General features: G+C 64.0%; 16 protein-coding genes and 1 tRNA gene. 5 read left to right on the top strand and 12 right to left on the bottom strand.

The features are described 5' to 3' along the window. Window positions 1–110: 110 nt before the first annotated feature. From NKI01_RS05020 to NKI01_RS04995, 6 genes are all read right to left on the bottom strand, one after another. A complete protein-coding gene (locus tag NKI01_RS05020) occupies window positions 111–1,892 on the bottom strand; it encodes an NAD(P)-binding domain-containing protein (protein WP_352962090.1) in 1,782 nt (593 codons plus the stop codon). Between the two features lie 138 nt (window positions 1,893–2,030). Continuing rightward, window positions 2,031–4,064, bottom strand: a complete 2,034-nt coding sequence (locus NKI01_RS05015; RefSeq protein WP_352962087.1) for an aldo/keto reductase — start codon at window positions 4,062–4,064, stop codon at window positions 2,031–2,033. Between the two features lie 56 nt (window positions 4,065–4,120). Further along, window positions 4,121–5,218 (bottom strand): ABC transporter ATP-binding protein, encoded by a 1,098-nt coding sequence (locus NKI01_RS05010; protein WP_023720570.1) that lies wholly within the window; start codon window positions 5,216–5,218, stop codon window positions 4,121–4,123. Window positions 5,219–5,226: 8 nt separating this feature from the next. Next, a complete protein-coding gene (locus NKI01_RS05005) occupies window positions 5,227–6,093 on the bottom strand; it encodes a carbohydrate ABC transporter permease (protein WP_352587971.1) in 867 nt (288 codons plus the stop codon). After that, window positions 6,090–6,950: a carbohydrate ABC transporter permease gene (locus tag NKI01_RS05000; protein ID WP_352481102.1), complete on the bottom strand. Its 861-nt coding sequence runs from the start codon at window positions 6,948–6,950 to the stop codon at window positions 6,090–6,092. The genes NKI01_RS05005 and NKI01_RS05000 overlap by 4 nt, the downstream gene beginning before the upstream one ends. A 261-nt stretch (window positions 6,951–7,211) precedes the next feature. Beyond that, window positions 7,212–8,483, bottom strand: a complete 1,272-nt coding sequence (locus NKI01_RS04995) for an extracellular solute-binding protein (protein ID WP_352962083.1) — start codon at window positions 8,481–8,483, stop codon at window positions 7,212–7,214. A 106-nt stretch (window positions 8,484–8,589) separates the two neighbouring features. On the opposite strand from NKI01_RS04995, the gene NKI01_RS04990 reads away from it, so the two are divergent. Beyond that, complete coding sequence (locus tag NKI01_RS04990; RefSeq protein WP_023720574.1) at window positions 8,590–9,462, top strand: helix-turn-helix domain-containing protein; 873 nt, start codon at window positions 8,590–8,592, stop codon at window positions 9,460–9,462. A gap of 15 nt (window positions 9,463–9,477) precedes the next feature. On the opposite strand, the gene NKI01_RS04985 is transcribed toward NKI01_RS04990, so the two are convergent. The 3 genes from NKI01_RS04985 to NKI01_RS04975 all read right to left on the bottom strand — a co-directional run bounded on the left by NKI01_RS04985 (window position 9,478) and on the right by NKI01_RS04975 (window position 11,724). Further along, window positions 9,478–10,716, bottom strand: a complete 1,239-nt coding sequence (locus NKI01_RS04985; protein ID WP_023720575.1) for a M24 family metallopeptidase — start codon at window positions 10,714–10,716, stop codon at window positions 9,478–9,480. A 316-nt stretch (window positions 10,717–11,032) separates the two neighbouring features. Continuing rightward, window positions 11,033–11,371 carry a hypothetical protein gene (locus NKI01_RS04980; RefSeq protein ID WP_023720576.1) on the bottom strand — a complete coding sequence of 113 codons (339 nt, stop codon included), beginning with the start codon at window positions 11,369–11,371 and terminating at the stop codon, window positions 11,033–11,035. A gap of 278 nt (window positions 11,372–11,649) precedes the next feature. Further along, window positions 11,650–11,724, bottom strand: a tRNA-Gly gene (locus NKI01_RS04975). 231 nt (window positions 11,725–11,955) lie between these two features. Between NKI01_RS04975 and NKI01_RS04970 the strand changes: the two genes are divergently transcribed. The 4 genes from NKI01_RS04970 (at window position 11,956) to NKI01_RS04955 (ending at window position 14,809) form a co-directional block, all read left to right on the top strand. Further along, window positions 11,956–12,453 (top strand): prolyl-tRNA synthetase associated domain-containing protein, encoded by a 498-nt coding sequence (locus NKI01_RS04970; RefSeq protein WP_352481098.1) that lies wholly within the window; start codon window positions 11,956–11,958, stop codon window positions 12,451–12,453. A gap of 86 nt (window positions 12,454–12,539) precedes the next feature. Further along, the gene (trxA, locus tag NKI01_RS04965) at window positions 12,540–13,532 is read left to right on the top strand and encodes a thioredoxin (RefSeq protein ID WP_352481097.1); all 993 of its coding nucleotides are present in this window, start codon (window positions 12,540–12,542) and stop codon (window positions 13,530–13,532) included. A 163-nt stretch (window positions 13,533–13,695) separates the two neighbouring features. Then, window positions 13,696–14,367, top strand: coding sequence for an LON peptidase substrate-binding domain-containing protein (locus NKI01_RS04960; RefSeq protein ID WP_023720579.1), 672 nt, complete (start codon window positions 13,696–13,698; stop codon window positions 14,365–14,367). A 205-nt stretch (window positions 14,368–14,572) separates the two neighbouring features. Further along, window positions 14,573–14,809 carry a Trm112 family protein gene (locus NKI01_RS04955; protein WP_023720580.1) on the top strand — a complete coding sequence of 79 codons (237 nt, stop codon included), beginning with the start codon at window positions 14,573–14,575 and terminating at the stop codon, window positions 14,807–14,809. Between the two features lie 89 nt (window positions 14,810–14,898). Here NKI01_RS04955 and NKI01_RS04950 read toward each other — a convergent pair whose 3' ends face one another. The 3 genes from NKI01_RS04950 to NKI01_RS04940 are packed head-to-tail and all read right to left on the bottom strand — an operon-like array spanning window position 14,899 to window position 20,664. Beyond that, entirely contained in the window at window positions 14,899–18,201 is a 3,303-nt protein-coding gene (locus tag NKI01_RS04950; protein WP_352496001.1) for an error-prone DNA polymerase, read from the bottom strand. Further along, window positions 18,198–19,676, bottom strand: coding sequence for a DUF6504 family protein (locus NKI01_RS04945; protein ID WP_352587983.1), 1,479 nt, complete (start codon window positions 19,674–19,676; stop codon window positions 18,198–18,200). Before NKI01_RS04945 ends, NKI01_RS04950 begins: the two co-directional genes overlap by 4 nt. After that, a complete protein-coding gene (locus NKI01_RS04940; RefSeq protein WP_352481094.1) occupies window positions 19,609–20,664 on the bottom strand; it encodes an ImuA family protein in 1,056 nt (351 codons plus the stop codon). Before NKI01_RS04940 ends, NKI01_RS04945 begins: the two co-directional genes overlap by 68 nt. Window positions 20,665–20,805 lie beyond the last annotated feature (141 nt).

The following is a 20,805-nucleotide window of genomic DNA, read 5'->3' as shown; positions in this document are numbered from 1 at the left end:
CTGGCCCGTCTGCTTCACTGCCATCGCGATTCCCTCAGACCGTCCACCTCAGAGAATCACAATCAGCGAATTACGCAACAGGCCCACAAGGGGAGAAGGGAAAGGCGGCCCTATCGCACCGGCGCTCCATAGACTGGCGTCGGAATGCCTTCCATGCGCGCCTTGATCTGCAGCGCCACGAATTTTGAATAGAAGCGCGACAGCGCAAGATTGCCGCCGTGGAACCACAGCGCTTCCTGCGCTGTCGGCTTCCACATGTTGCGCAACTCGCCTTGCCACGGACCCGGGTCGCCTTTCACGCCCGAGCCAATCCCCCAGCACGGCCCGACCTTGTCGGCGACTTCGCGCGAAACGATCGCCGCCACTGTCTCGTTCATCGAGAGATAGCCGGTGCAGGCGATGATTGCGTCGGCCGCCAGTTCCGTGCCGTCGTCGAAGAGGATGCCTGTCGGCGTCAGCGACTTGATCCCGACGCCGCTACGGATGCCGATCTCGCCGTCGATGATCAGATCGCAGGCGCCGACGTCGATGTAGAAGCCCGAGCCGGTGCGGTAGGCCTTCATCAGGAGCCCAGTCTCGTCGTCGCCGAAATCGATGGCGAAGCCGGCGCTGCGCAAGCGGTCGTAGAAGGCAGCATCGCGCGCCTTGATGACGTCGTAAAGCGCCCGCTGGCCTTGCGGCAGCAGCGCGAACGGCGTCGAGGCGACGATCATGTCGGCCTTTTCAGTGGTGATGCCGCGGGCCAGCGCCTTTTCCGAGAAGATCTCGAAGCCGATCTCCATCAGCGTGTCCGACTTGACCACCGTCGTCGGCGACCGCTGGACCATGGTCACCTCGGCGCCGCTCTCCCAGAGATCGACGCCGACGTCATGGCCGGAACTTGCCGCGCCGATGACGGCGACCCTTTTGCCGCGGAATTTCTCGCCGTTGGAATACTGGCTGGAATGCAGGATCTCGCCCTGAAAGACCTCGGCACCCGGCAGGTCGATGCGCCTGGGCGGGCCATAAGCACCGGTCGCGAAGACGATGTGCCTGGGCTTCAGCGTGATGCGCTCGCCGGCGCGGTCGAGCTCGACCGTCCAGACCTTTTCGGTCTCGTCATAGGAGGCACTGACGCATGCCGTAGAGGTCCAGTAATTGAGCTCCATGACGCGCGTATACATCTCCAGCCAGTCGCCCATCTTGTCCTTGGGGGTGAACACCGGCCAGTTTTCCGGAAACGGGATGTAGGGCAGATGGTCGTACCAGACCGGGTCGTGCAGCACGAGCGAGCGATAGCGGCTGCGCCAGGAATCGCCGGCCTGGGCGTTCTTCTCGATGACGATGGCCGGCACGCCCAATTGCCTGAGCCGCGCCCCCAGCATGATGCCGCCCTGGCCGCCGCCGATGACCAGGCAATAGGGCTGCTGGCTAACGCCGAGGTCACGCGCCTCGCGGCGCCTTGCCTCCAGCCAGGTTTCGCGTTCCGGATCGGCCTTGTGGCGGACGCCCAGCGGCCGCGCCGGGCCTTTGCGCTCTTCAAACCCCTTGAGATCGCTCATCGCCGTGAACAGCGTCCGGCACTTGCCGTCCCTGAGGCGCATGATGCCTTGGCCCCACGCCGATGACGTCTCGAAAGAAAACCAGGCTTCGATGGTGCCTTCGTCCGAGGTGGCTTCGCCGCTGAGCTGCCATTGAGCAGGCCTTGTGGTTGCCAGCGTCGCCGCCAGCATCTCGCGGATCGCGGCCGCCCCCTCCATCGTCTTGATGTTCCAGGTGAAGGTCAAAAGATCGCGCCAGTAGCAATCCTCGACGAACAGATTGGTTGCGGCCTCGACGTCGCCCGCTTCGAGCGCTCGCGCAAAAGAACCGAGCCAGGTGGCCGCCTGTTTCGACGGTGAAATGTCGAGCATCTGTCTTCCCTATCTTCCAGTGACGTTGCGCTGCCGCCATTCTTACCCTGTCCCGGTTCTTTGCGGGAGAGGGTGAGGGCAGCGCAAACAGTCCGGAAGCTATGGCGCAGCGCAAGGTTGAAGCGACTGCCGCTGCTGTCAGGCCCGCGCGCGGGCCTGATCCGAACCGCTATCCAGCCATGCAAGATCGTCCGGCGAAAGTGAGATGTCGAGCGCCTGGAGGCTGTCTTCCAATTCGTCGAGCGAGCGGGGCCCGATCAGCGGGACGGACGGGAAGGGCTGCGCCAGGACGTAGGCGAGCGCGACGTGGATCGGGCTTTTGCCCAGCCGCTTGGCGAGCTCGATGGCACGGTCGCGACGGCCGAAATTCTTGTCCGAGTACCAGACCCGGACCAACTCCTCATTGTCGCGCCGGTCGCGGCCGGCGCGGTCGGTGAAGAAGCCGCGGCCCTGGCTCGACCAGGCGAAATTCGGCATCTGCCGGGCGGTGAGCCAGGCCTTCCACGCGTCGCTGGAGGAGGTGACACAGCCTGCCCAGATCGGCTCCAGCATCTCGGCCAAGGAGAAATTGTTGGAAAGCGCGCCGGGCTTCTGCTTGCCGGTGCGCTCGGCATAGGCAATCGCCTCGTCCATGCGTTCCATCGTCCAGTTCGAGCCGCCGAACGGACCGCGGATGCGGCCGGCCTTGACCTCGCGGTCCATCGCATCGACGAATTCGTCGACCGGCACGTCCGGATTGTCGCGGTGCATGAAATAAACGTCGATATGGTCGGTCTGCAGCCGCTCGAGCGACTGGGTGAGCTGCTTGCCGATGACGTCGGGATAGCAGAGCGGCGAGTGCGCGCCCTTGCCGATGACCACGGATTGCTCGCGCACGCCGCGGTTTTTCAGCCATTGGCCAAGCAGGGTCTCGGTATAGCCGGAACCGTAGACGAAGGCGGTGTCGAACAGATTGCCGCCGGCCTCGAAATAGGCGTCGAGCAGGATGGCGCCCGACGAAAAGGTGCGGAAATCCTCGAAGCCGAGCGCCAGGCACGAGGCCCGCCGCGGCAGGCCCGGAATGCTGCGCTTGGAGATGGCGGTCCCGCCGGAGCGCAGCTTCCGTCCGGAGATCGTGTTGACGCGCTTTGCCGGTTTCTCGATGTCGTATTCGAGCCCGATCGCGGCACGCCATTTGTCGAGCACGCGCAGATTGCCGAGACTGTCGGCCCAGCCCATGCCGGGCCAGGCGAACTCCTGCTTCCCGCCGAGAATGGCCTCGCCGGCGGCGTCGACCTCGAACGCGTAAAGCCAGCCGTCCTCCTTGACCTCGACCACCTCGGTGTTACCCGGACGGATGATGCGGATTTCGCCGGTGCCGCCTTGCTGGCCGCCGGCATACCAGAAGTCCGCCACCTCGATGCGGCCTTTGCTGCCGAGAATGCGCAAGACATTGTCCTGAGCGAGCGAGATGCTGCAGGAGACTTCCGCGACGATGCCGCCCGGAAAATGCAACAGCGCCGACGCCCATTCGTCGACACCGGATTGGCCGAGATGCGCAGTACCCACCACTTTGTCCGGCTCGGCGAAGGGCTTTCCCGCCGCGGCGCCGGCAATCAGCCGCGCCATCGACACGGGATAGCCGCCGACATCGAGGATGCCGCCGCCGGCAAGATCCTTGGCGTAAAGCCGGTGCTCCGGCATGAAGCCCGGCATGGCGAAGCCGAAGCTGGATTTGATCATCTTGATCTCGCCGATCGCACCGGCACTGATCAGCTCGACCAGCTTGGCCGTCTGCGGATGCAGCCGGTACATGAAGGCTTCGCCGAGAAAGGCGCCGGCCTTGCGCGCCGCATGGATCATCGCGTCGGCCTCGAAGGCGGTCAGGCCAAGCGGCTTTTCGCAAAGCACATGCTTTCCGGCCTCGGCTGCCTTGATCGCCCATTCGGCATGGCTCGGATGCGGCGTCGAAATATAGATCGCGTCGACATCCGGATCGCCAAGCAAAGCCTCGTAGCCGTCGAGGATGCGGGCGCCGGGGAAAGCCTCGGTGAGCCCGGCCTTGCCGGGATTGCGCGCCCCTAAGGCGACCAAGGTGCCGGTGCGCGAATGGGCGACGCCGCCGGCAAAGGCCTTGGCGATGTTGCCGGGCCCGAGAATGCCCCAGCGAATTTTTTCTGGTTTGGAAGTCATGTCAAATCTCCGTGGGGTGGCCGCGAGCAATCGCGATCGGACAAAAGAAAGATGGGTTAGCGAATGCGTGCGCCGGTGGCGTCGAAGAGAAGCGAGCGGTCGGCCTTGATCGACACCACCAGGTCGTCGCCGTTGGCGCGATGCCGTGAGGCCTCGCGCTCGATGATCAGTTCTTCGCGCCCGCCCCCGGTCCCGGAATTGGCATAGACATAGCTCACCGATCCCAAGTGCTCGGCGACGTCGGCCTTGAGGGTAAGGTCGCAATCGCCCTGGCCGGCGTCGAAGAAATGCTCCGGCCGCACGCCAACCACGACATCGCCGCCTATCGCAGGCAAGGCATCGGAAAGCGGCTTGCGCAGTCGCACGCCGCGATGGTTGACCAGCTCCACGATCGCCGCGCTGTTGTCGGTTCCGACCACTTTCGCCGCCAGAAAATTCATCTTCGGCGAGCCGACGAAGCCGGCAACGAAGCGGTTGGCGGGGTCGTCGTAGAGATCGAGCGGCGCGCCGATCTGCTCGATATTACCGGCGTTGAGCACGACGATCCTGTCGGCCAGCGTCATCGCCTCGGTCTGGTCGTGCGTCACATAGACCATGGTAACGCCAAGCTCCTTGTGAAGGCGCGATATCTCGACGCGCATCTGCACCCGGAGCTCGGCATCGAGATTGCTGAGCGGTTCGTCGAACAGGAACACTTGCGGCTCGCGCACGATGGCGCGGCCGATGGCGACGCGCTGGCGCTGGCCGCCCGACAATTGCCGCGGCCGCCGCTTCATCAGCTCGGCGATGCGCAGGATTTCGGAAGCCCGCTTCACCCGCCGCTCGGTATCTGCCTTGGGGTTGCCGGTCATTCTCAGGCCGAAGCTCAGATTCTGCTCAACCGTCATGTGCGGATAGAGCGCGTAGGACTGGAACACCATGGCGATGCCGCGATCGGCCGCCTCGACGTCGTTCACCACCTTGCCGCCAATGGCGATCTCGCCGTCGCTGATGTCCTCGAGCCCGGCGATCATCCGGAGCAGCGTGGACTTGCCGCAGCCGGAAGGGCCGACGAAGACGACGAATTCGCCGTCATCGATATCGATATTGGCGCCGTGGACGATCTCGAAGACGCCGAAGCGCTTGATGACGTTTTTGAGTGTGACTGCCGCCATGCTGATCCTTACTTGATAGCGCCGGCGGCGATGCCGGCGACGAAATGGCGCTGCAGAAGCACGAACACGACGAGCATTGGCGCCGTCAGCATCACCGCGCCCGCCATGATGCCGCCCCAGGACACCTTGGTGAGACCGATCAGCGTGCCGAGCGCCACGGGCGCGGTCATTGCGCCCGGCTTGGAATTGATCAGCAGCGGCCAGAGATAGTTGTTCCAGGAGGCAAGGAACAGGATGATGGCGAGCGCTGCCAGCATCGGCCGCGCCAGAGGCAGTGCGACGAACAGGAATATCCGCCATTCCTTGACGCCCTCGACCTTGGCGGCGTCGAACAGTTCGTGCGGCATCATCGAAAAGCTCTGCCGCATGAAGAGCACGCCCAGCGAATTGAACAGCGGCGGCACGATCAGCGCCACCCAGGTGTTGGCGAGCTTGAAGTCGCGCGCCACCATGATGAATTGCGGGATCAGCACGACCGCATAGGGCAGCGTGATGGTGCCGAAGATGATGGCGACGACCATGCCCTTGCCGAAGAAGTTGTAACGCGCCAGCGCCCAGCCGGCCATCGAGGTCAGCATCACCGACAGGAAGGTGTAGGTCACCGCCACCGAGACGGAGATGCCGATGGCACCGATGAAATTGGTGCCGCGCTGCAGATTGCTGACATTGTCGAGGAAATTGCCGTGCGGCAAAAGCTCGATGTCGGGGCTGAAGATGCCGTTGTCGGGCATCGTGGAAAAGACCACCATCATCCACAGCGGAAACAGCCAGACCAGCGCCAGCGGCGTCAGGAACAGATGCAGCGCGATGCTGCGGCCCAATCTGGCCTGGGAACGGCCGACCCGGGAATGGCCGATTGGGGAGCGCGAGGTCATTTCGGTTCCCTCGTCAGCCATATCTGCACCAGCGAAATGGCAATCGCCAGTCCGGCCATGGTGTAGGCGATGGCCGAAGCGTAGCCGAAATTGAGCGACCGGAAGCCCTGGCGATAAAGCAGCAGCCCGAGCGTTTCGGTGCCGCCGCCCGGCCCGCCGCGCTCGGTGATTAGGAAGGGCTCGGTGAACAGCTGCATGGTGCCGATGATCGACAGCACGGCGCAGAACACGATGATCGGCTTGAGCAGCGGCAGCGTGATGTAGAAGAACTGTTTGACCTTGCTGACCCGGTCCAGGGTCGCCGCCTCGTAAACATCCTCGGGGATGGACTGCAGGCCGGCGAGCAGGATGATGGCGTTGTAGCCGGCCCAGCGCCACGTCACCGCCATCATGATGACCGCCATCGCCGGGGTGACGTTGGTAAACCAGTCGACGTTGGGCAGGCCGATGCTGTTCAGCAATTTGTTGATGATGCCGTAGTCCAGATTGAACATCAGCCGGAAAACCGCCGAATAGGCGACCTCGCCGACCACGACCGGCGCGAAGAAGGCAAAGCGGAACAGGCCACGCGCCTTGAGCAGCGGCGAGTTCAAAAGCACCGCCATCACAATCGCTAGCGAAATCATCACCGGCACCTGGATGACAAGGATCAGCAATGTGTTCTTCAAGGCATTGAAGAAGGCCGGATCGCCGATCAGCCGGCCCCAGTTGAAGGTCGGCGCGAACCGCCACGGCACGGTGCGCGTCGCCTGGAACGAGATCAGGAAGGAATCGATGATCGGCCACAGCCAGAAGATCGAGAAGATCAGCAGATAGGGCGCAAGGAAGCGATACGCCGTGGCGTTCTGGTAGCGCATCGTTCTCCTCCTTTCTGCTTTCGCCTGCTGGGGCGCGCGGTGTTGATGTTTCAGGTGATGCGGCGCCGCAAACGGCGGCTTGTTCGAAGGCCGGTGCCGCCCCTCATCCGCCTGCCGGCACCTTCTCCCCGTAAGTGACGGGGAGAAGGGGCTGGGCCGCAACGCTGGTGACCCCCTCTCCCCGTTCTTCACGGGGAGAGGGTAAGGGTGAGGGGCAGCGCAAGCGCCCGGTAACTGACTCTGGGATCATTCCGTGTCAGATCACGACTTGACCGGCAGGCCGGTCGCCGCGGCGATCTGGCTTGCGGCATCGTCGAGCGCTGCCTTGGCGTCGGGATAGCCCCCGGCCAGATATTTGGTCTGCACCGCGCGGATGATGATTTCGGCGTCGCTCTGGAACGGCGTACCGCGGCTGGGGACGACCTTGGGCAGGGTGCCGAGGATGTCCTTCCACACGGCTTGGCCACCCCAATAGGGCAGGCCCTCGGAGACATAAGGGTCGTTGAGCGCCGAAATCAGCGACGGCACCAGGCCGAAGCCTTTCAGCATGGTGATCTGGCCCTCATTCGTCCCTAGCGTGTATTTCAGATAGGCGTAGGCGGCTTCCTTGTTCTTCGACACCGAGGTGATGGCGAGCGAGGAGCCGCCGAGATTGGCGGCGCGCGGACCGTCGGCGGTCAGGCTCGGCATCAAATAGACGCCCCATTTGCCTGTCCCATCGGGCGATTCGGTGCGCACAGTGCCTTCATACCAGCCGCCATACATCTGCGTGGCGACCTTGCCGGCGGTGTTGTTGGTGATCTTGGTGCTCCAGTCGGCAGAGGAAATGATGCCGGCGTCCTTCATCTCCTTGATCTTGGTCATGGCATCGACGCATTTGGGCTGGTTGGCCGTGATCGATTGACCATCGGCGGAGAAGTAGGCGCAGCCCTGCTCGTTGGAGATCATGCGGAAGAATTCGGAATCGCCGTTGAAATCGGCGTTGGTCATCGTGACGCCGGGATTGGCGGCCTGGATCTTCTTGGCGGCAGCGATGAAATCGTCCCAGGTCTTGATCGAGGACGGATCGACGCCGGCCTTCTCGTAGAAGTCGCGTCGGTAGAACATCGCCACCGGCCCCGAATCCCACGGCATCGCATAGGCCTTGTCGTCCACCTCGAGCTCGGTGCGCTTGAAGTCGGGGAATTTTGCCTGGTCTTCCGCGGTGTAGCCGAGCGTGTGCAGGTCGACGAAGCAATCCGGGAACTGGCTCCAGTAGTTTTCCGCTTCGCCGTTCTCGATCGTCACGATGTCCGGCAGGCCCTCGCCACCGGCGGCACAGCCGGCGATCGACTTGTCGTAGGTCGGCTGGTTGCCGAGGTCCTCGACCGTGACCTTGATGTCGGGAAACTGCTTGTTGAAGCCCGCTATGGTGGCCTTCAGCGACGAAGCGGCGATATTCCAGCTCCAGATCGTGATTTCACCGGACTGCGCAAAGGCCGGGCTGGAGCCCAAGGCAAGCGCGAGCGCGGCGCAGGTCAATTTTATGCGCATTGAAATCCTCCCATTTCAGTTGCTCTCTGTTTGCGAGCGTGGCTAGACTAGGCCTCGGGAAAGCCTTGTCCGCGACAAAGGGAATAAGAAATGAGCGGAAAGTAAGATGCCGGAAAGGCCGTTTTACCAGCCTGGCGCCAGCAGCGTGGAGGGCCTGCCGCTGCTGCTGCAGATGTTTCACACCCAGCCCCTGGTGATGCTCAAGCCGCATTGGCACGCCCAGGTCGAGGTGAATTTCATCGTGCGCGGGGCCGTGCATTACCGCATGGACGGGCACGAGCTTTCGCTCTCTGCTGGCGACATGTGTCTGTTCTGGGGCGGCCTGCCGCACCAGATGGACGAAGCCTCCGACGATGCCATCTATGCCGGCGCGCATCTGCCGCTGGTGCATTTCTTCCGGCTGCATTTGCCGGTCGACGTCCGCAACAGGCTGATGACGGGCGCGACGCTGGTAACCGACGCCACCGACCGGTCGGACGACCACAATTTCGAGCGCTGGAACCGCTATGCCCGCTCCGGCGACCCGGTCAAGGCCGAGCATGCCGTCAACGAGCTTTTGCTGCGGCTGGAGCGGGTGCGCTTCGAGCCTTACCGGCTCGCCCCCGAAACCCCGGTCGAACAGGAGATAGGCAGTCCCTTCGATCAGCAATCGCTGCGCAATGTCGGGCGCATGTGCGACTTCATCGCCGAGAATTTCCTCTACGAGATCGATTGCGTCGACATCGCCGCGGCGGCCGACATCCATCCCAAATACGCCATGAGCATCTTCAAGAAATCGACCGGCATGACGCTCAACGAATATGTGAATCTGCTGCGCCTCAGCTACGCGCAGGCGCTGCTGATGCATCAGGATGCCAATGTACTGCGCGTCGCCATGGAATCGGGCTTCGGCTCGCTCAGCGCCTTCAACAAATCGTTCCGCAAGCTTGCCGGCATGTCGCCGTCGGATTTCCGCAGGGGCGTGGCCGGCGCCAGGTAAGGGCACCGGCTGGATTCAGCCTATAGTCCCCAGGCGCCTCGGCAAGCGGTTCATCGGCAGCGGCCCGTTCGCGGTGATCAGGAACTGGTCTTCGAGATTGAAGCTGGCGAGACCGTCGATGTAGAGCGGGATCTCGAATGCCAGCACCATGCCGGCTTCGATCACGACATCGCTGTCGGCCGAGATGAACGGCCATTGCTCGGAAAACACGGAATGGCCGACGCTGTGGCCGAAATGGCCGCGGCGATAGGAACGCAGGCCCTGGCGCGCCAGGCTTTCGCTGGCGGCGCGATGCACGCCGGCGAACGGCTTTCCGGGCATAAGCGCGGCAAGCCCATCGGCGAAGGCGCGCTCGGCTATCGCATGCAATTCGGCCTGTTCGGGCGACGGCGGCCCGAAGGTGAAATTCCTCGACATGTCGGAGGCATAGCCGTTCACGCTGCAGACCATGTCGGCCTTCAGCGGATCGCCGGCGGTGGCTGCCACATCGGCGCTTTTGGGCCGAGCGCCCAGTGTGACGTATTCCGCCGTCGAGATTTGCAGCGAGGACCCGGCGGCTGCTTCGGCGACGCCTTGCCGGTAGAGCGCGACCAGCTCCGACTGACGCATGCCGGTCGCCGCATGCTGCTGCAGTCGCGACAGGCCGGTTTCCGACAGGACGATGCCCTGCCGCAGAAGGTCGATCTCGCTTTGCGATTTGATTGCCCGCAGCCTGTCGAGGATCGGCGAGCCGTTGACCAGGGCCGTGCCGGGCAACATCGCCTGCATCGCGGACAAATCGCTGGCCGAGACAAAATCCAGCTCGATGCCGAGCGTTGCACGCTCCAGCCCGAATTCGGCGAGCATCGTCTTCAGCTCGCGGACAGAGCGGGCAAGCTCGAAGGTCGCTGGACGTGCAAAACCGGGGGCGCGGCCAACCAGGCCGGCCTCGATGCGCTGCGCAACGGGCCGGCCGGCTGTCGCCGGCTCAAGCGACGCGGATTCGATCCAGATCGGATGCGTGCGCACCACGGCATCCGCCACCGCCGCCCGGAGCTGGGCAGCCTGGAAATCGGCAACCACTACGCCGATCGGCAGGTCGTCTCGTCTCGGGATGACCACGAAACCGGCGCCGGCCCGGCGGAACAGGCCGGCCGGGCCGATCCAGGCGCCGGTGGCATATTGGAATGCCTCAGGCTCGCAAAGCACCAATGCCTCGATATTGGCACGCTGCATCAGGTCTGTTGCGCGTTCTCGGTCGACAAAGCCCGTCACGGGATCTCCTCGCATGCAATCGAATCCGACGCCGATGCGGCGGCGTTTGGCCTCAGCGTAGCTTCAGGGCCGCTGTGGAGCAGCTTTTTTCTGGAAGCGCTGTTGACCTGCCGACCCTAAAAGCGCGGTGCGTTCGACCGGCCTCATGCGACGCGCTTCAGGTTCTTGTTTCATGCATGTCGGTGTCGCAAAACCGCTGCACAGTTTTGCGCGACATGCATCAAAGGCCTTGAGAGTTCGAACGCCAGGCGGGGAAACGAAAAAAAGCCGCGGCGAACCACGGCTTTCAACGCGACAAGTTGTCAGTTTCGAATGCTTACTCGGTTTCGTCAGAGGTGTCGTCGGCAGTGTTTGCCGCGTCTTTCGCGGCCTTCCTATCCAGCGCTGCCTGCAAGGCCAGGGTGGCCTGCGGTGAGGCCGGTGTCGTGGCAACGACCGCCATTGCATGAGCAACTCCGGTCGTCGACTTGTCCTTGGCCGCGGCCGAGGTGGCGGCTCCGTGTCCCTGCGAGCCGGCCCCAGCCGAGTTTCCGCCGTTGCCGTGGCTGCCGCCATTGCCGTTCCCGCCGCCATTGCCGCCGGGGGCAGCGAGGACCGGAGACGCGACAAGGGTGAGAGCGGCCGCCGCTGCGAATAGATAGGTGCGCGTTTTCATAATTCCTCCTTCGAGTGGCCCTCCCGCCAGGATGGGTTCCAGTGAGAAACGTGAGGACTTTCCAAAGTGGAGCCCGCTGTCCAACAAGTTCCGTTCAAATAGAGCATTCTGCAAGACGGACCTTGGTCCGAGGACGACACGCAAAAGTCCTGAATTCTATCTGCAGCGTACTTGGCGCGACCGCAGCGCCTGCTGGCAAGTGCGTCCTGTGCCGCCCAAATGCGAAAAAGCCGCGGCGGACCGCGGCTTTTCGATGCTTGATTTCCCTTGAGAGAAACTGGAGCGGGTGAAGCGATTCGAACGCTCGACCCCAACCTTGGCAAGGTTGTGCTCTACCCCTGAGCTACACCCGCTCGCGCGGCTTTCGGGCCGCAAGCCGCGCCTATATGGCTGAAGAGCGCGGCGATTGCAACAGGGAATTCGCAGGCTTTTTGCTTCGCCGGCAATGCGGACAAGCCGTCCCGCGACACGTCGCAAGGCAATCACCCCTGCATTGCGCGACGGGCTTGTCTTGGCCGCATCATTGGCCGTAAACGGCGTAGGCCGAACAAGCCGTTGAAAGCGGGCCATCAGAAGAAAGACCGATGCCGAAGACCGAAGCCGACCTTTTCGCCTTTCTTGCCGGACTCGGGATCGAGGTATCGACACAGCGGCATCCGCCGCTGTTCACTGTCGCCGATTCGCAGGTGCTGCGCGGCGAGATCGCCGGCGGCCACACCAAGAACCTGTTCCTCAAGGACAAGAAAGATAATTTCTTCCTGGTCAGCGTCGGCGAGGAGGCGGTGGTCGATCTAAAGCAGATCCATCATCTGATCGGCGCCGCGGGCCGCGTGTCTTTCGGCCGGCCGGAGATGCTGATGGTGCTTCTCGGCGTCGTCCCGGGCGCGGTCACCGTTTTTGGGCTGATCAACGACACGGAGCGAAGGGTCAAGGTCGTTCTCGACGAGGAGCTGATGAGCCATGCTGTGGTCAACGCCCACCCGCTGACCAATGAGGCGACGACTTCCATCGCCGCCACGGACCTGGTCAAATTCGTCGAGGCAACCGGACATGATGCTGTTATCTTGAAAGTCTCGGCATGATCGCCACATGGGTGACTGAAACCGGGTTCTGAAGAAGGATGTTGCGCCTGTCCCTTGGCCGGCGGCGCGACCGAAAGGGCGACGAGATGAGCGATAGCAACCCCTTTGGCCGCCCATTTGGCAGCAATGGCGGTCAGTATGCCACCACCGTGCAGTATGGCGGCACCGATGCCGCGCGTGAGAAGGTCGCACTTGCGGAGGTGCCGGCCGACGTCATCAAGGACACCACGACCGCTGGATTTGCCGCCGACGTCATCCAGGAATCGCGCCGCCAGCCGGTGCTGGTCGATTTCTGGGCGCCATGGTGCGGCCCCTGCAAGCAATTGACCCCGCTGCTGGAAAAGGCGGTGAAAGCCGCCGGCGGCAAGGTCAAGCTGGTCAAGATGAACATCGACGACCATCCATCGATCGCCGGCCAGCTCGGCATCCAGTCGATACCGGCGGTCATTGCCTTCAAGGACGGCCAGCCGGTCGACGGCTTCATGGGCGCCATTCCCGAGAGCCAGATCACGCAATTCATCCAGAAGGTCGGCGGCAAGGATGGTGGCGCACCGCAAGTGGCCGAGGCGCTGGCCGCGGCCGCCGAGGCGCGCGAGGCCGGTGACGTGCAGACCGCGGCCGACATCTACGACGCTATCCTGGAACAGGCGCCGGAGACGATCGAGGCGATCGCCGGCTTGGGCGATCTGCTGTTCGAGGCCGGCGATACCGAAGGTGCCGATGCGATGCTGGCGCGGGCGCCGGAGGCAAAGAAGGATGCGCCGCAGCTCGCCGCGCTGCGCGCCAAGATGGCGCTCGCCGCGCAAGCAGCAGTGCTCGGCAATCCGGCGGAACTGGAACGGCGGCTGGCCGAAAATCCCGGGGATCACCAGGCGCGGTTCGAGCTTGCGATGATCCAGAACGCCAAGGGTGATCGCATGGCGGCGGCCGACAATCTGCTGGCGATCATCAAGGCCGACCGCTCGTGGAACGACGATGGCGCCAGAACCCAGTTGCTGCAGCTCTTCGAGGCATGGGGCATGACCGACGAGGCAACGCTGTCGGCACGGCGCAAACTGTCGTCGCTGCTGTTTTCCTGAGCCGGCGCAGACTGTTTTGTCCGGCGGGCTTGCGGTCGGCGGCGGCTGCGCCAGATTAGGTTTTCGGACGGCATTCGATTTCGGGTTTCCGGTGTCGCGCCTTGTGCCGGCCGGGAGGAGACGGGTTTGGTGCGCTTCCTGACGAAGCGATCGGAGGATTGAGGTGCAGGCGGGAAACGCGCATTACCGACTCGCTGCGGACTTACCGTCGACCATGCCGATCTTTCCGCTTGAGGGCGCATTGCTGCTGCCGGGAGGCCGCATGCCGCTCAACATCTTCGAGCCGCGCTATCTGCAGATGGTCGATGAGGCGATCGCCGGGGCGCGGCTGATCGGCATGATCCAGCCCAGCCTCGACGGTGCGCTGCGTCCCGACGGCGAGCCGGAACTCTGCAATGTCGGCTGTGCCGGGCGCATCATCGCGCTGTCCGAGAGCGGCGACGGTCGTTATCTGATTTCGCTGCAGGGCGTGTGCCGGTTCCGCATTGTCCAGGAACTCACCGTCAGGACGCCGTTTCGCCAGTGCCGGTTGGCACCCTTTCTCACCGATCTCGACGACGACCAGGCGGAAGCCGAGATCGACCGGCCGGCGCTGCTCAAAGCGTTTCGCGCCTATCTGCAGGCCAACGATCTGGAGGCCGACTGGGAAAGCGTCAGCCGCGCCGAAAACGCCATGCTGGTCAACGCGCTGTCGATGATGGCGCCCTACGGGCCGGCCGAGAAACAGGCGCTGCTCGAAGCGGCCGATCTAAAGACACGCGCCGAAACGCTGATCGCCATCACCGAAATGGCGCTGGCGCGCGACAATGAGGATTTCGGTTCGAGTTTGCAGTAGGCTCTTGCCTTCTCCCCTTGTGGGAGAAGGTGGATCGGCGCGTAGCGCCGAGACAGTTGAGGGGTGCTGGACGGAGTGCCCTCGGTGCCAAGCTGGAACACCCCTCATCCGACCGAGATTCGCTCGGCCACCTTCTCCTACAAGGGGAGAAGGGAAGTCCGCGCGCGAAACCCCGAAGCGGTTGCCTTGTGGAAGGACGGATCGAATGGCGGATGGACGTGACGGGAACAGGACTGTCGATCCCAAGCTGCTGGAACTGCTGGCCTGCCCGCTGACCAAGGGGCCGCTTGCCTGGGATCCGGAGCGCGGCGAGCTTGTCTCGCGGGTGGCAAAGCTTGCCTATCCGGTGCGGGACGGCATTCCTATCATGCTGCCATCGGAGGCGCGGGTCATCGCCATAGACGATGCCATGCCACCGCCGCGCCTGGGTGGCTCGGAATAAGGGCCGCTCCGCAGCGATCCTTCGCGCCCCCCTTGTCCTGCCGTCATCAAATTCCGCACCGCAGCAACGCTCTGACGAAGACAGGGGGCCTATTGAAAATTGCGTCCCTTGGGCATGACCTTCTCCGCCTTTCCCAATAATTCCGTTTGCGCGATGCTGCCCGGCCGAGCCTCGTCTGTACGGCTCGAAGGCTCAGGTCCTGCCTCTTCCAGCAGCACCGACAGCCACGGCGTCAGATCCTCGACCTTCTCGGCGACGATATGGATGACGTCCGATTCCGATTGCAGCTTGCCGGTGACGCGGATGAGACGTGCGCCCATGACGATGGGGCGGAAGCGGTCGAAAGTCCTTTCCCAGAAAATGATGTTGGCGACCGCATTCTCGTCTTCCAGCGTCAGGAAAATCGCCTTGCCATTGCCCGGCCGCTGCCGCACCAGCACGAGGCCGGCGACCGAAACGCGCCGGCCGTCCCGCACCTGGCCGAGCCGCGCATTGGGCGTGACGCCGGACCGATCCAGCCTTTGACGCAGGAAGGCGACCGGGTGCGCCTTCAGCGACAGGCCGAGCGAGCGGTAGTCGTGGACGACGTGCTCGCCGAGCGGCATTGTCGGGAGCCGGGTTTCAGGCTCGAGATCGCGCAAGCGGATCGCCGGCTGATCGAACAGCGGCAGCTTTTCGGCGGCACTCTTGCCGTCGAGCGCGCGGACCGCCCATAGAGCGTTGCGGCGGTTCAATCCAAGCGAGCGGAAGGCGTCGGCCTGCGCCAGCTTTTCGATCTCGTCGACGTTGAGGCCCGAGCGCAGCCAGACATCGCGCACGGATGTGTAGCCGTCGCCGCGCCTCACCACAAATGCTTCCATGCGCTCCTTCGACAGGCCTTTGACCTGGCGAAAGCCAAGCCGGACGGCATGGCTGGTCCGGATGACACCGCGCATTTGAACATGGCGGTCGAGAATGCGGGCCGGATCGAAAGGCGATTGCTCCAAGGCGCAATCCCAGCCGGAAAAGTTGACGTCGACCTCTCGGATCTCGACGCCATGATCATGCGCGTCGCGGACAAGCTGAGCCGGCTGGTAAAAACCCATCGGCTGGGAATTCAGAATCGCGGCGCAGAACACGTCGGGATAGAAGGTCTTGAACCAGCAGGAGGCATAGACCAGCAGGGCGAAGGAGGCGGCATGGCTTTCGGGAAAGCCGTATTCGCCAAAGCCCTCGATCTGCTTGAAGCAACGCTCGGCGAAGTCTTTTTCGTAGCCCTTGGCAACCATGCCGTCGACCATCCTCTTGCGGTAATTGCCGATCGTGCCGGTGCGCTTGAAGGTGGCCATGGCGCGGCGCAATTCATCGGCCTCGCCCGGCCTGAAGCCGCCGGCAACGATGGCAATCTTCATTGCCTGTTCCTGGAACAGCGGCACGCCCAGCGTCCTGCCGAGTATTTTTTCCAGTTCCGGCTTCGGGTATTCGGGCTTTTCCTTGCCTTGCCGGCGGCGCAGATAAGGGTGGACCATGTCACCCTGGATCGGGCCGGGCCGCACGATTGCCACCTCGATGACGAGATCGTAGAAGTTTTTCGGCCGCAGCCGCGGCAGCATCGACATCTGCGCGCGCGATTCGATCTGGAAGACGCCGATCGTGTCGGCGCGGCAGATCATGTCGTAGACATGTTTGTCCTCGGCCGGGAGAGTGGCCAACACATAGGGTTGGCCATATGCGTCCCGCGCCTCGGGATAATGATCCTGGAGCAGGGTGAAGGCGCGCTGCAGGCAGGTCAGCATGCCGAGCGCCAGCACGTCCACTTTAAGGATTTTCACCGCGTCGAGGTCGTCCTTGTCCCACTCGACCATCTTGCGCTCGTCCATCGCCGTCTTGACGATGGGTACGATCTCGTCGAGCCGGTCCCTTGTGATGACGAAACCGCCGACATGCTGCGACAAATGGCGGGGAAAGCCCATGATCTCGTTGGCGCATTCGATCACATGCCTTGTCGAGGGATCGGTCTGATCGAGGCCGCCGGCTTTTGTCTCCTTTTCGCCGAGCTCCGAGGTCGACCAGCCCCAGATCGAACTGGACAGCGCGCTCCGGACGTCGTCCGACAGGCCCATCGCCTTGGCCACTTCGCGCACCGCAGAGCGGCCGCGGTAGCTGACGACAGCGGCGGCCAGCGCGGTGCGCTTGGTGCTGTATTTGGAATAGATGTACTGGATGACCTCCTCGCGCTTTTCATGCTCGAAATCGACATCGATGTCGGGCGGCTCGTTTCTTTCTTCGGAAATGAAGCGCTCGAAAAGCGTGTCGATCTTGTCCGGGCCAACTTCGGTGATGCCGATGCAGAAGCAGACGATCGAGTTGGCGGCGGAGCCGCGCCCCTGGCAGAGAATGTTCTGGCTGCGGGCGAATTTGACGATGTCGTAGACAGTCAGGAAATAGCGCGCGTAGTTCAGGCGCTCGATCAGAGCGAGCTCCTCCTCGATGCGCTGCGTCACAAAAGCGGGCACGCCCGAGGGGTAGCGGATGGCGGCCCCCTCCTTGGCCAGCCTTTCCAGCTCGGCCTGTGGCCCGAGGCCCGATTCCGTCGGCTCGTCGGGGTAGTTGTATTGCAGGTCACTGAGCGAGAAGCTCAGCTCGCCGGCAAAACGCAGCGTTTCCGCCAGCGCTTGCGGATGCCTGCGGAAAAGCCGTGCCATCTCCAGCGGTAGCTTTAAATGACGCTCGGCATTGGCCGCCAGTTCCAGCCCCACCTCGGCGACGGGCACATTGAGGCGGATCGCCGTCAGCACGTCCTGCAGCGGGCGCCGTTCCGACGTATGGTAGAGCACATCGTTGGTCGCCATCAGCGGGATGCCGGCCAGTTCGGCCATCGCCGCCGCCTGCTCGATACGGAAGCGGTCGCTGCCGCGGTAATCCGGCGAAACCGCAAACCGCAGGCTTTCGCCGAAGCGATCCGTGAGCCGGCTAAGCACAGCAAGGCTATCGGCCGCGCCCGTCGACACATCCGGCAGGATGGCCAGCGACAAGAGATCGCCCCATTCGAGAAGATCGCTTTGTTTGAGAAGCGTTGCTCCCTTTTCGTTTTCGTCGCGCAAATTGGCCTGCGTCAGCATGCGGCAGAGATGGCCCCAGCCCTTGCGGTTCTGCGGGTAAGCGAGAATGTCCGGCGTGCCGTCGCAAAATACCAGGCGGCAGCCGGGATGATAGGAAACACCCTCCACCTTGGCCTGCTGCCAGGCGCGCACGACGCCCGCCACCGTATTGCGGTCGGCGAGCCCGATCGCTGAAAACCCCATGAATTTCGCCGCGACCACCAGCTCCTCCGGTTTCGAGGCGCCGCGCAGGAACGAGAAGTTCGACTGGATGCCGAATTCGGCATAGGGAACGGCTGTCAGCGCATTCATGCGAAGACTCCATGCATGAACCAGCGCGGAGCGGGCTGCGAGGCGCCGTAGAGGCCTTGGCGGTAAAGCCAGTAACGGCGGCCGTCGGCATCCTCGATGCGGAAATAGTCCCGGGTCGGCGCATCTTCCCGTCCCGCCGCCTCTCGCCACCATTCAGGCGCAATGCGCTCCGGCCCTTCGGCGCGCGCGACCCGGTAGAGCGCGCGCCGCCAGCGGAAGTTCAAAGGTGGGCCTTCCGGCATTTCGGTGGCCGGCACCTCGATCGGCTCGGGCGAACGGAAAAGCCGGATCGGCCGTTCCGGCTGGAAGACGGTCGTGGGAGCATCCTTCACCTTGTCCGGCTGCTTCGGCGGCGAGCTTCTCTGCGGCGCTTCGGCGAAGGGAATGGCGGCGACGGCGCGCTCCGGCAGATGGCTCTCGACGGCGACCGGCTTCAAGACCGCGCCTTCGCCGAGCCGGGCGCGGATGCGGTCGGCAAAAAGCGCGATGTCGGCGCCCCCGTCGTTCGTCTCGCCGGCAAGGTCTGCCTGCTGCATGTCGAAGGCGGCGGCGGTCAGCACCGAGAGGCGCACGAGATCGAAACCATAGCCGGCGTCGATATCCTGTTCGAGCGCGGCAAGCCTTTCGTGAAACAATTTCTGGATCAGCAGCGGCTCGCGCAAAGGTCGCGAGGTGCCGACGGCGATGCGGCTGACGCCGCCATCGACGCGAAAGAGCAGCAGCGCCAGCCGCCTTGCGCCCTCGCCGCGACGCTCGAGGTCCTTCTTCAATGTGGCCGCCAGCATGCCTGTCAGCCGCTCGATGTCCTCGGTCAGCATGATCGGCTCGGCGAGGTGGCGTTCGACCGAAAGCGGCGCGACCGGCAGGCGCGGCGACACGGCTTCGTCGAGGCGGCCGAGCGCCTGGTCGAGGCGCAATAGCAGCGATGCGCCGAAGCGGCGGGCCAGCGGCGCGCGCGGTGCCGCCATGACGGCGCCCGCCGTGCGCAGGCCGACGCTTTCGAGGCTGGCGCGGACCTCTGGATCGATGCGCAGTGCCGCCAACGGCAAGGGCGCGAGAAGCGCTTCCTCCTCACCATCGGGAACGATGCGGTCGCCGGCAAACCGCGCCGCCGCCCAGGCCGAGCCCGGCGTGGCGGCAAGCCCGGCGCGGACATCGAAGCCCTGATGGAAAAAACGCGACAGGATGTCGTCCAGCATCGAGCGTTCGCCGCCGAAAAGATGGGTGCAGCCGGTGACGTCGAGATAGAGGCCATCGGCCCCGTCGAGCGCCACCAGCGGGGTATAGCGGTCGCACCAGTCGGCGAGGCCTTCGAGCAGGCGCCGGTCGGCTTCCGGATCGGCCTCCACGATGTCGATCGAGGGATGCATGGCGCGTGCATCGGCTATGCCCATGCCGCGTTTCAGGTTAAGCGCTTCGGCCCGCTCGTCGAGGGCGGCGATGCGCTGGGCGTTCCGGTCGCGGTGACTGATCACCAGCGGCAGGTGATCCGACGGCCGGGAACGCCAGGACCGCCCCAGGCGCTGCCGCAGGATCCTCTCGGCGGCGAGATGTGGAAACCACAGGGACAGGATTCTTTGCCCATTCCTCGCCCCGTCTTTCTTCGAATATGCGTTCATCGGGGTTCCACTCCAGTGTGAATTTTCCGGGCAAGGCAGTGCGGCTCTTGCCGATGGTGATGGTGAAGGCGGGCCGGCCGATCGAGCCGGCGAGCGGCCCGGCGATCGTCTCGCGCGCTGCCGCCGGTGCCGCCGACAGGATGAGGCGGACGGGCGCTGCCGTCGGCTCGGGCTCGCCGGCCTGGCGCAGCAGGAAAAGCGGCCGGCCGGCACTCTGCGCCCGGGCGTGCAGCCGCCGCGTCGCGGTGAGATCCAGCCGCTGCGGGTTGCCACGGATTTCGAGGATGACTGCGGCCAGCGCCGTCATCCTGGCGGCCTCCTCGGCGACCCACAGCGCATCGAGCAGCCTTGGCGCCTCGGAAAACAGCAATTGCTCCGGCTCGATGCCGAAGAAGGCGTGAAGCCCCCCGGCATAGGGAAAGCCGGCCTCGCGGAAAACCTCGGATGTGCCGATCCACAGCACCGGCAGTCGCGGCCCCTGGCTGAGGATCAGGCTGATGAGCGACAGGACAAAACCGGCGACTGCTCCGGCATCGCGGGTCGCGGCGCCATGAAACTCGCTCAGCGCCGCCTTCGGCAGGCCGCCGCTCAGCGCAGCATCGAGGCGCTCGGCACCGGTGCGCAAAAACGCATCGGGCGGCGCCACGGCGAGGCCGCGACGGACAATCGTCAGATTCCGAGCGGGTGTCGGATTCCGAGAGGATGCCAGACTCTGGCGAGGCACATCCGCGTCAAACGACGAACCGGCCGGCGCTTCCAGGCGCTCGGACAAGGTCCCTTCGATCTTCGCGATCTGGCGGCGCAGGGCAAAAACAGTCTCCCGCGCCACGGCGCTTGTCGCCATGACGGTCAGCTTCCACTCACAATTGTTCCTGTTATGTTCCTATAGATTCCAGAGGGCGGCCAAAGAGTCAAGCGGAGTCATGGGGAATTTATTCCTGCCTTGATGGCATGGTCCGGGCGCTCCAGCCCGACCATTTGCCGA

Origin of the sequence: Mesorhizobium sp. M0815, from assembly GCF_040319995.1 — a bacterium.
In the GTDB taxonomy this organism is placed as follows: Bacteria; Pseudomonadota; Alphaproteobacteria; order Rhizobiales; family Rhizobiaceae; genus Mesorhizobium.
This window is presented reverse-complemented; position numbering and strand designations above follow the sequence as displayed.

Excerpts from the sequence above, each read along its gene's own strand:
- NKI01_RS05005 (WP_352587971.1), bottom strand. The coding sequence starts at position 6,093 with ATGACCTCGCGCTCCCCAATCGGCCATTCCCGGGTCGGCCGTTCCCAG.
- NKI01_RS04995 (WP_352962083.1), bottom strand. The coding sequence starts at position 8,483 with ATGCGCATAAAATTGACCTGCGCCGCGCTCGCGCTTGCCTTGGGCTCC.
- NKI01_RS05015 (WP_352962087.1), bottom strand. The coding sequence starts at position 4,064 with ATGACTTCCAAACCAGAAAAAATTCGCTGGGGCATTCTCGGGCCCGGC.
- NKI01_RS05010 (WP_023720570.1), bottom strand. The coding sequence starts at position 5,218 with ATGGCGGCAGTCACACTCAAAAACGTCATCAAGCGCTTCGGCGTCTTC.
- NKI01_RS04990 (WP_023720574.1), top strand. The coding sequence starts at position 8,590 with ATGCCGGAAAGGCCGTTTTACCAGCCTGGCGCCAGCAGCGTGGAGGGC.
- NKI01_RS05000 (WP_352481102.1), bottom strand. The coding sequence starts at position 6,950 with ATGCGCTACCAGAACGCCACGGCGTATCGCTTCCTTGCGCCCTATCTG.
- NKI01_RS04950 (WP_352496001.1), bottom strand. The coding sequence starts at position 18,201 with ATGAATGCGCTGACAGCCGTTCCCTATGCCGAATTCGGCATCCAGTCG.
- NKI01_RS04955 (WP_023720580.1), top strand. The coding sequence starts at position 14,573 with ATGGCGGATGGACGTGACGGGAACAGGACTGTCGATCCCAAGCTGCTG.
- NKI01_RS04980 (WP_023720576.1), bottom strand. The coding sequence starts at position 11,371 with ATGAAAACGCGCACCTATCTATTCGCAGCGGCGGCCGCTCTCACCCTT.
- NKI01_RS04970 (WP_352481098.1), top strand. The coding sequence starts at position 11,956 with ATGCCGAAGACCGAAGCCGACCTTTTCGCCTTTCTTGCCGGACTCGGG.
- NKI01_RS04940 (WP_352481094.1), bottom strand. The coding sequence starts at position 20,664 with ATGGCGACAAGCGCCGTGGCGCGGGAGACTGTTTTTGCCCTGCGCCGC.
- NKI01_RS05020 (WP_352962090.1), bottom strand. The coding sequence starts at position 1,892 with ATGCTCGACATTTCACCGTCGAAACAGGCGGCCACCTGGCTCGGTTCT.
- trxA (WP_352481097.1), top strand. The coding sequence starts at position 12,540 with ATGAGCGATAGCAACCCCTTTGGCCGCCCATTTGGCAGCAATGGCGGT.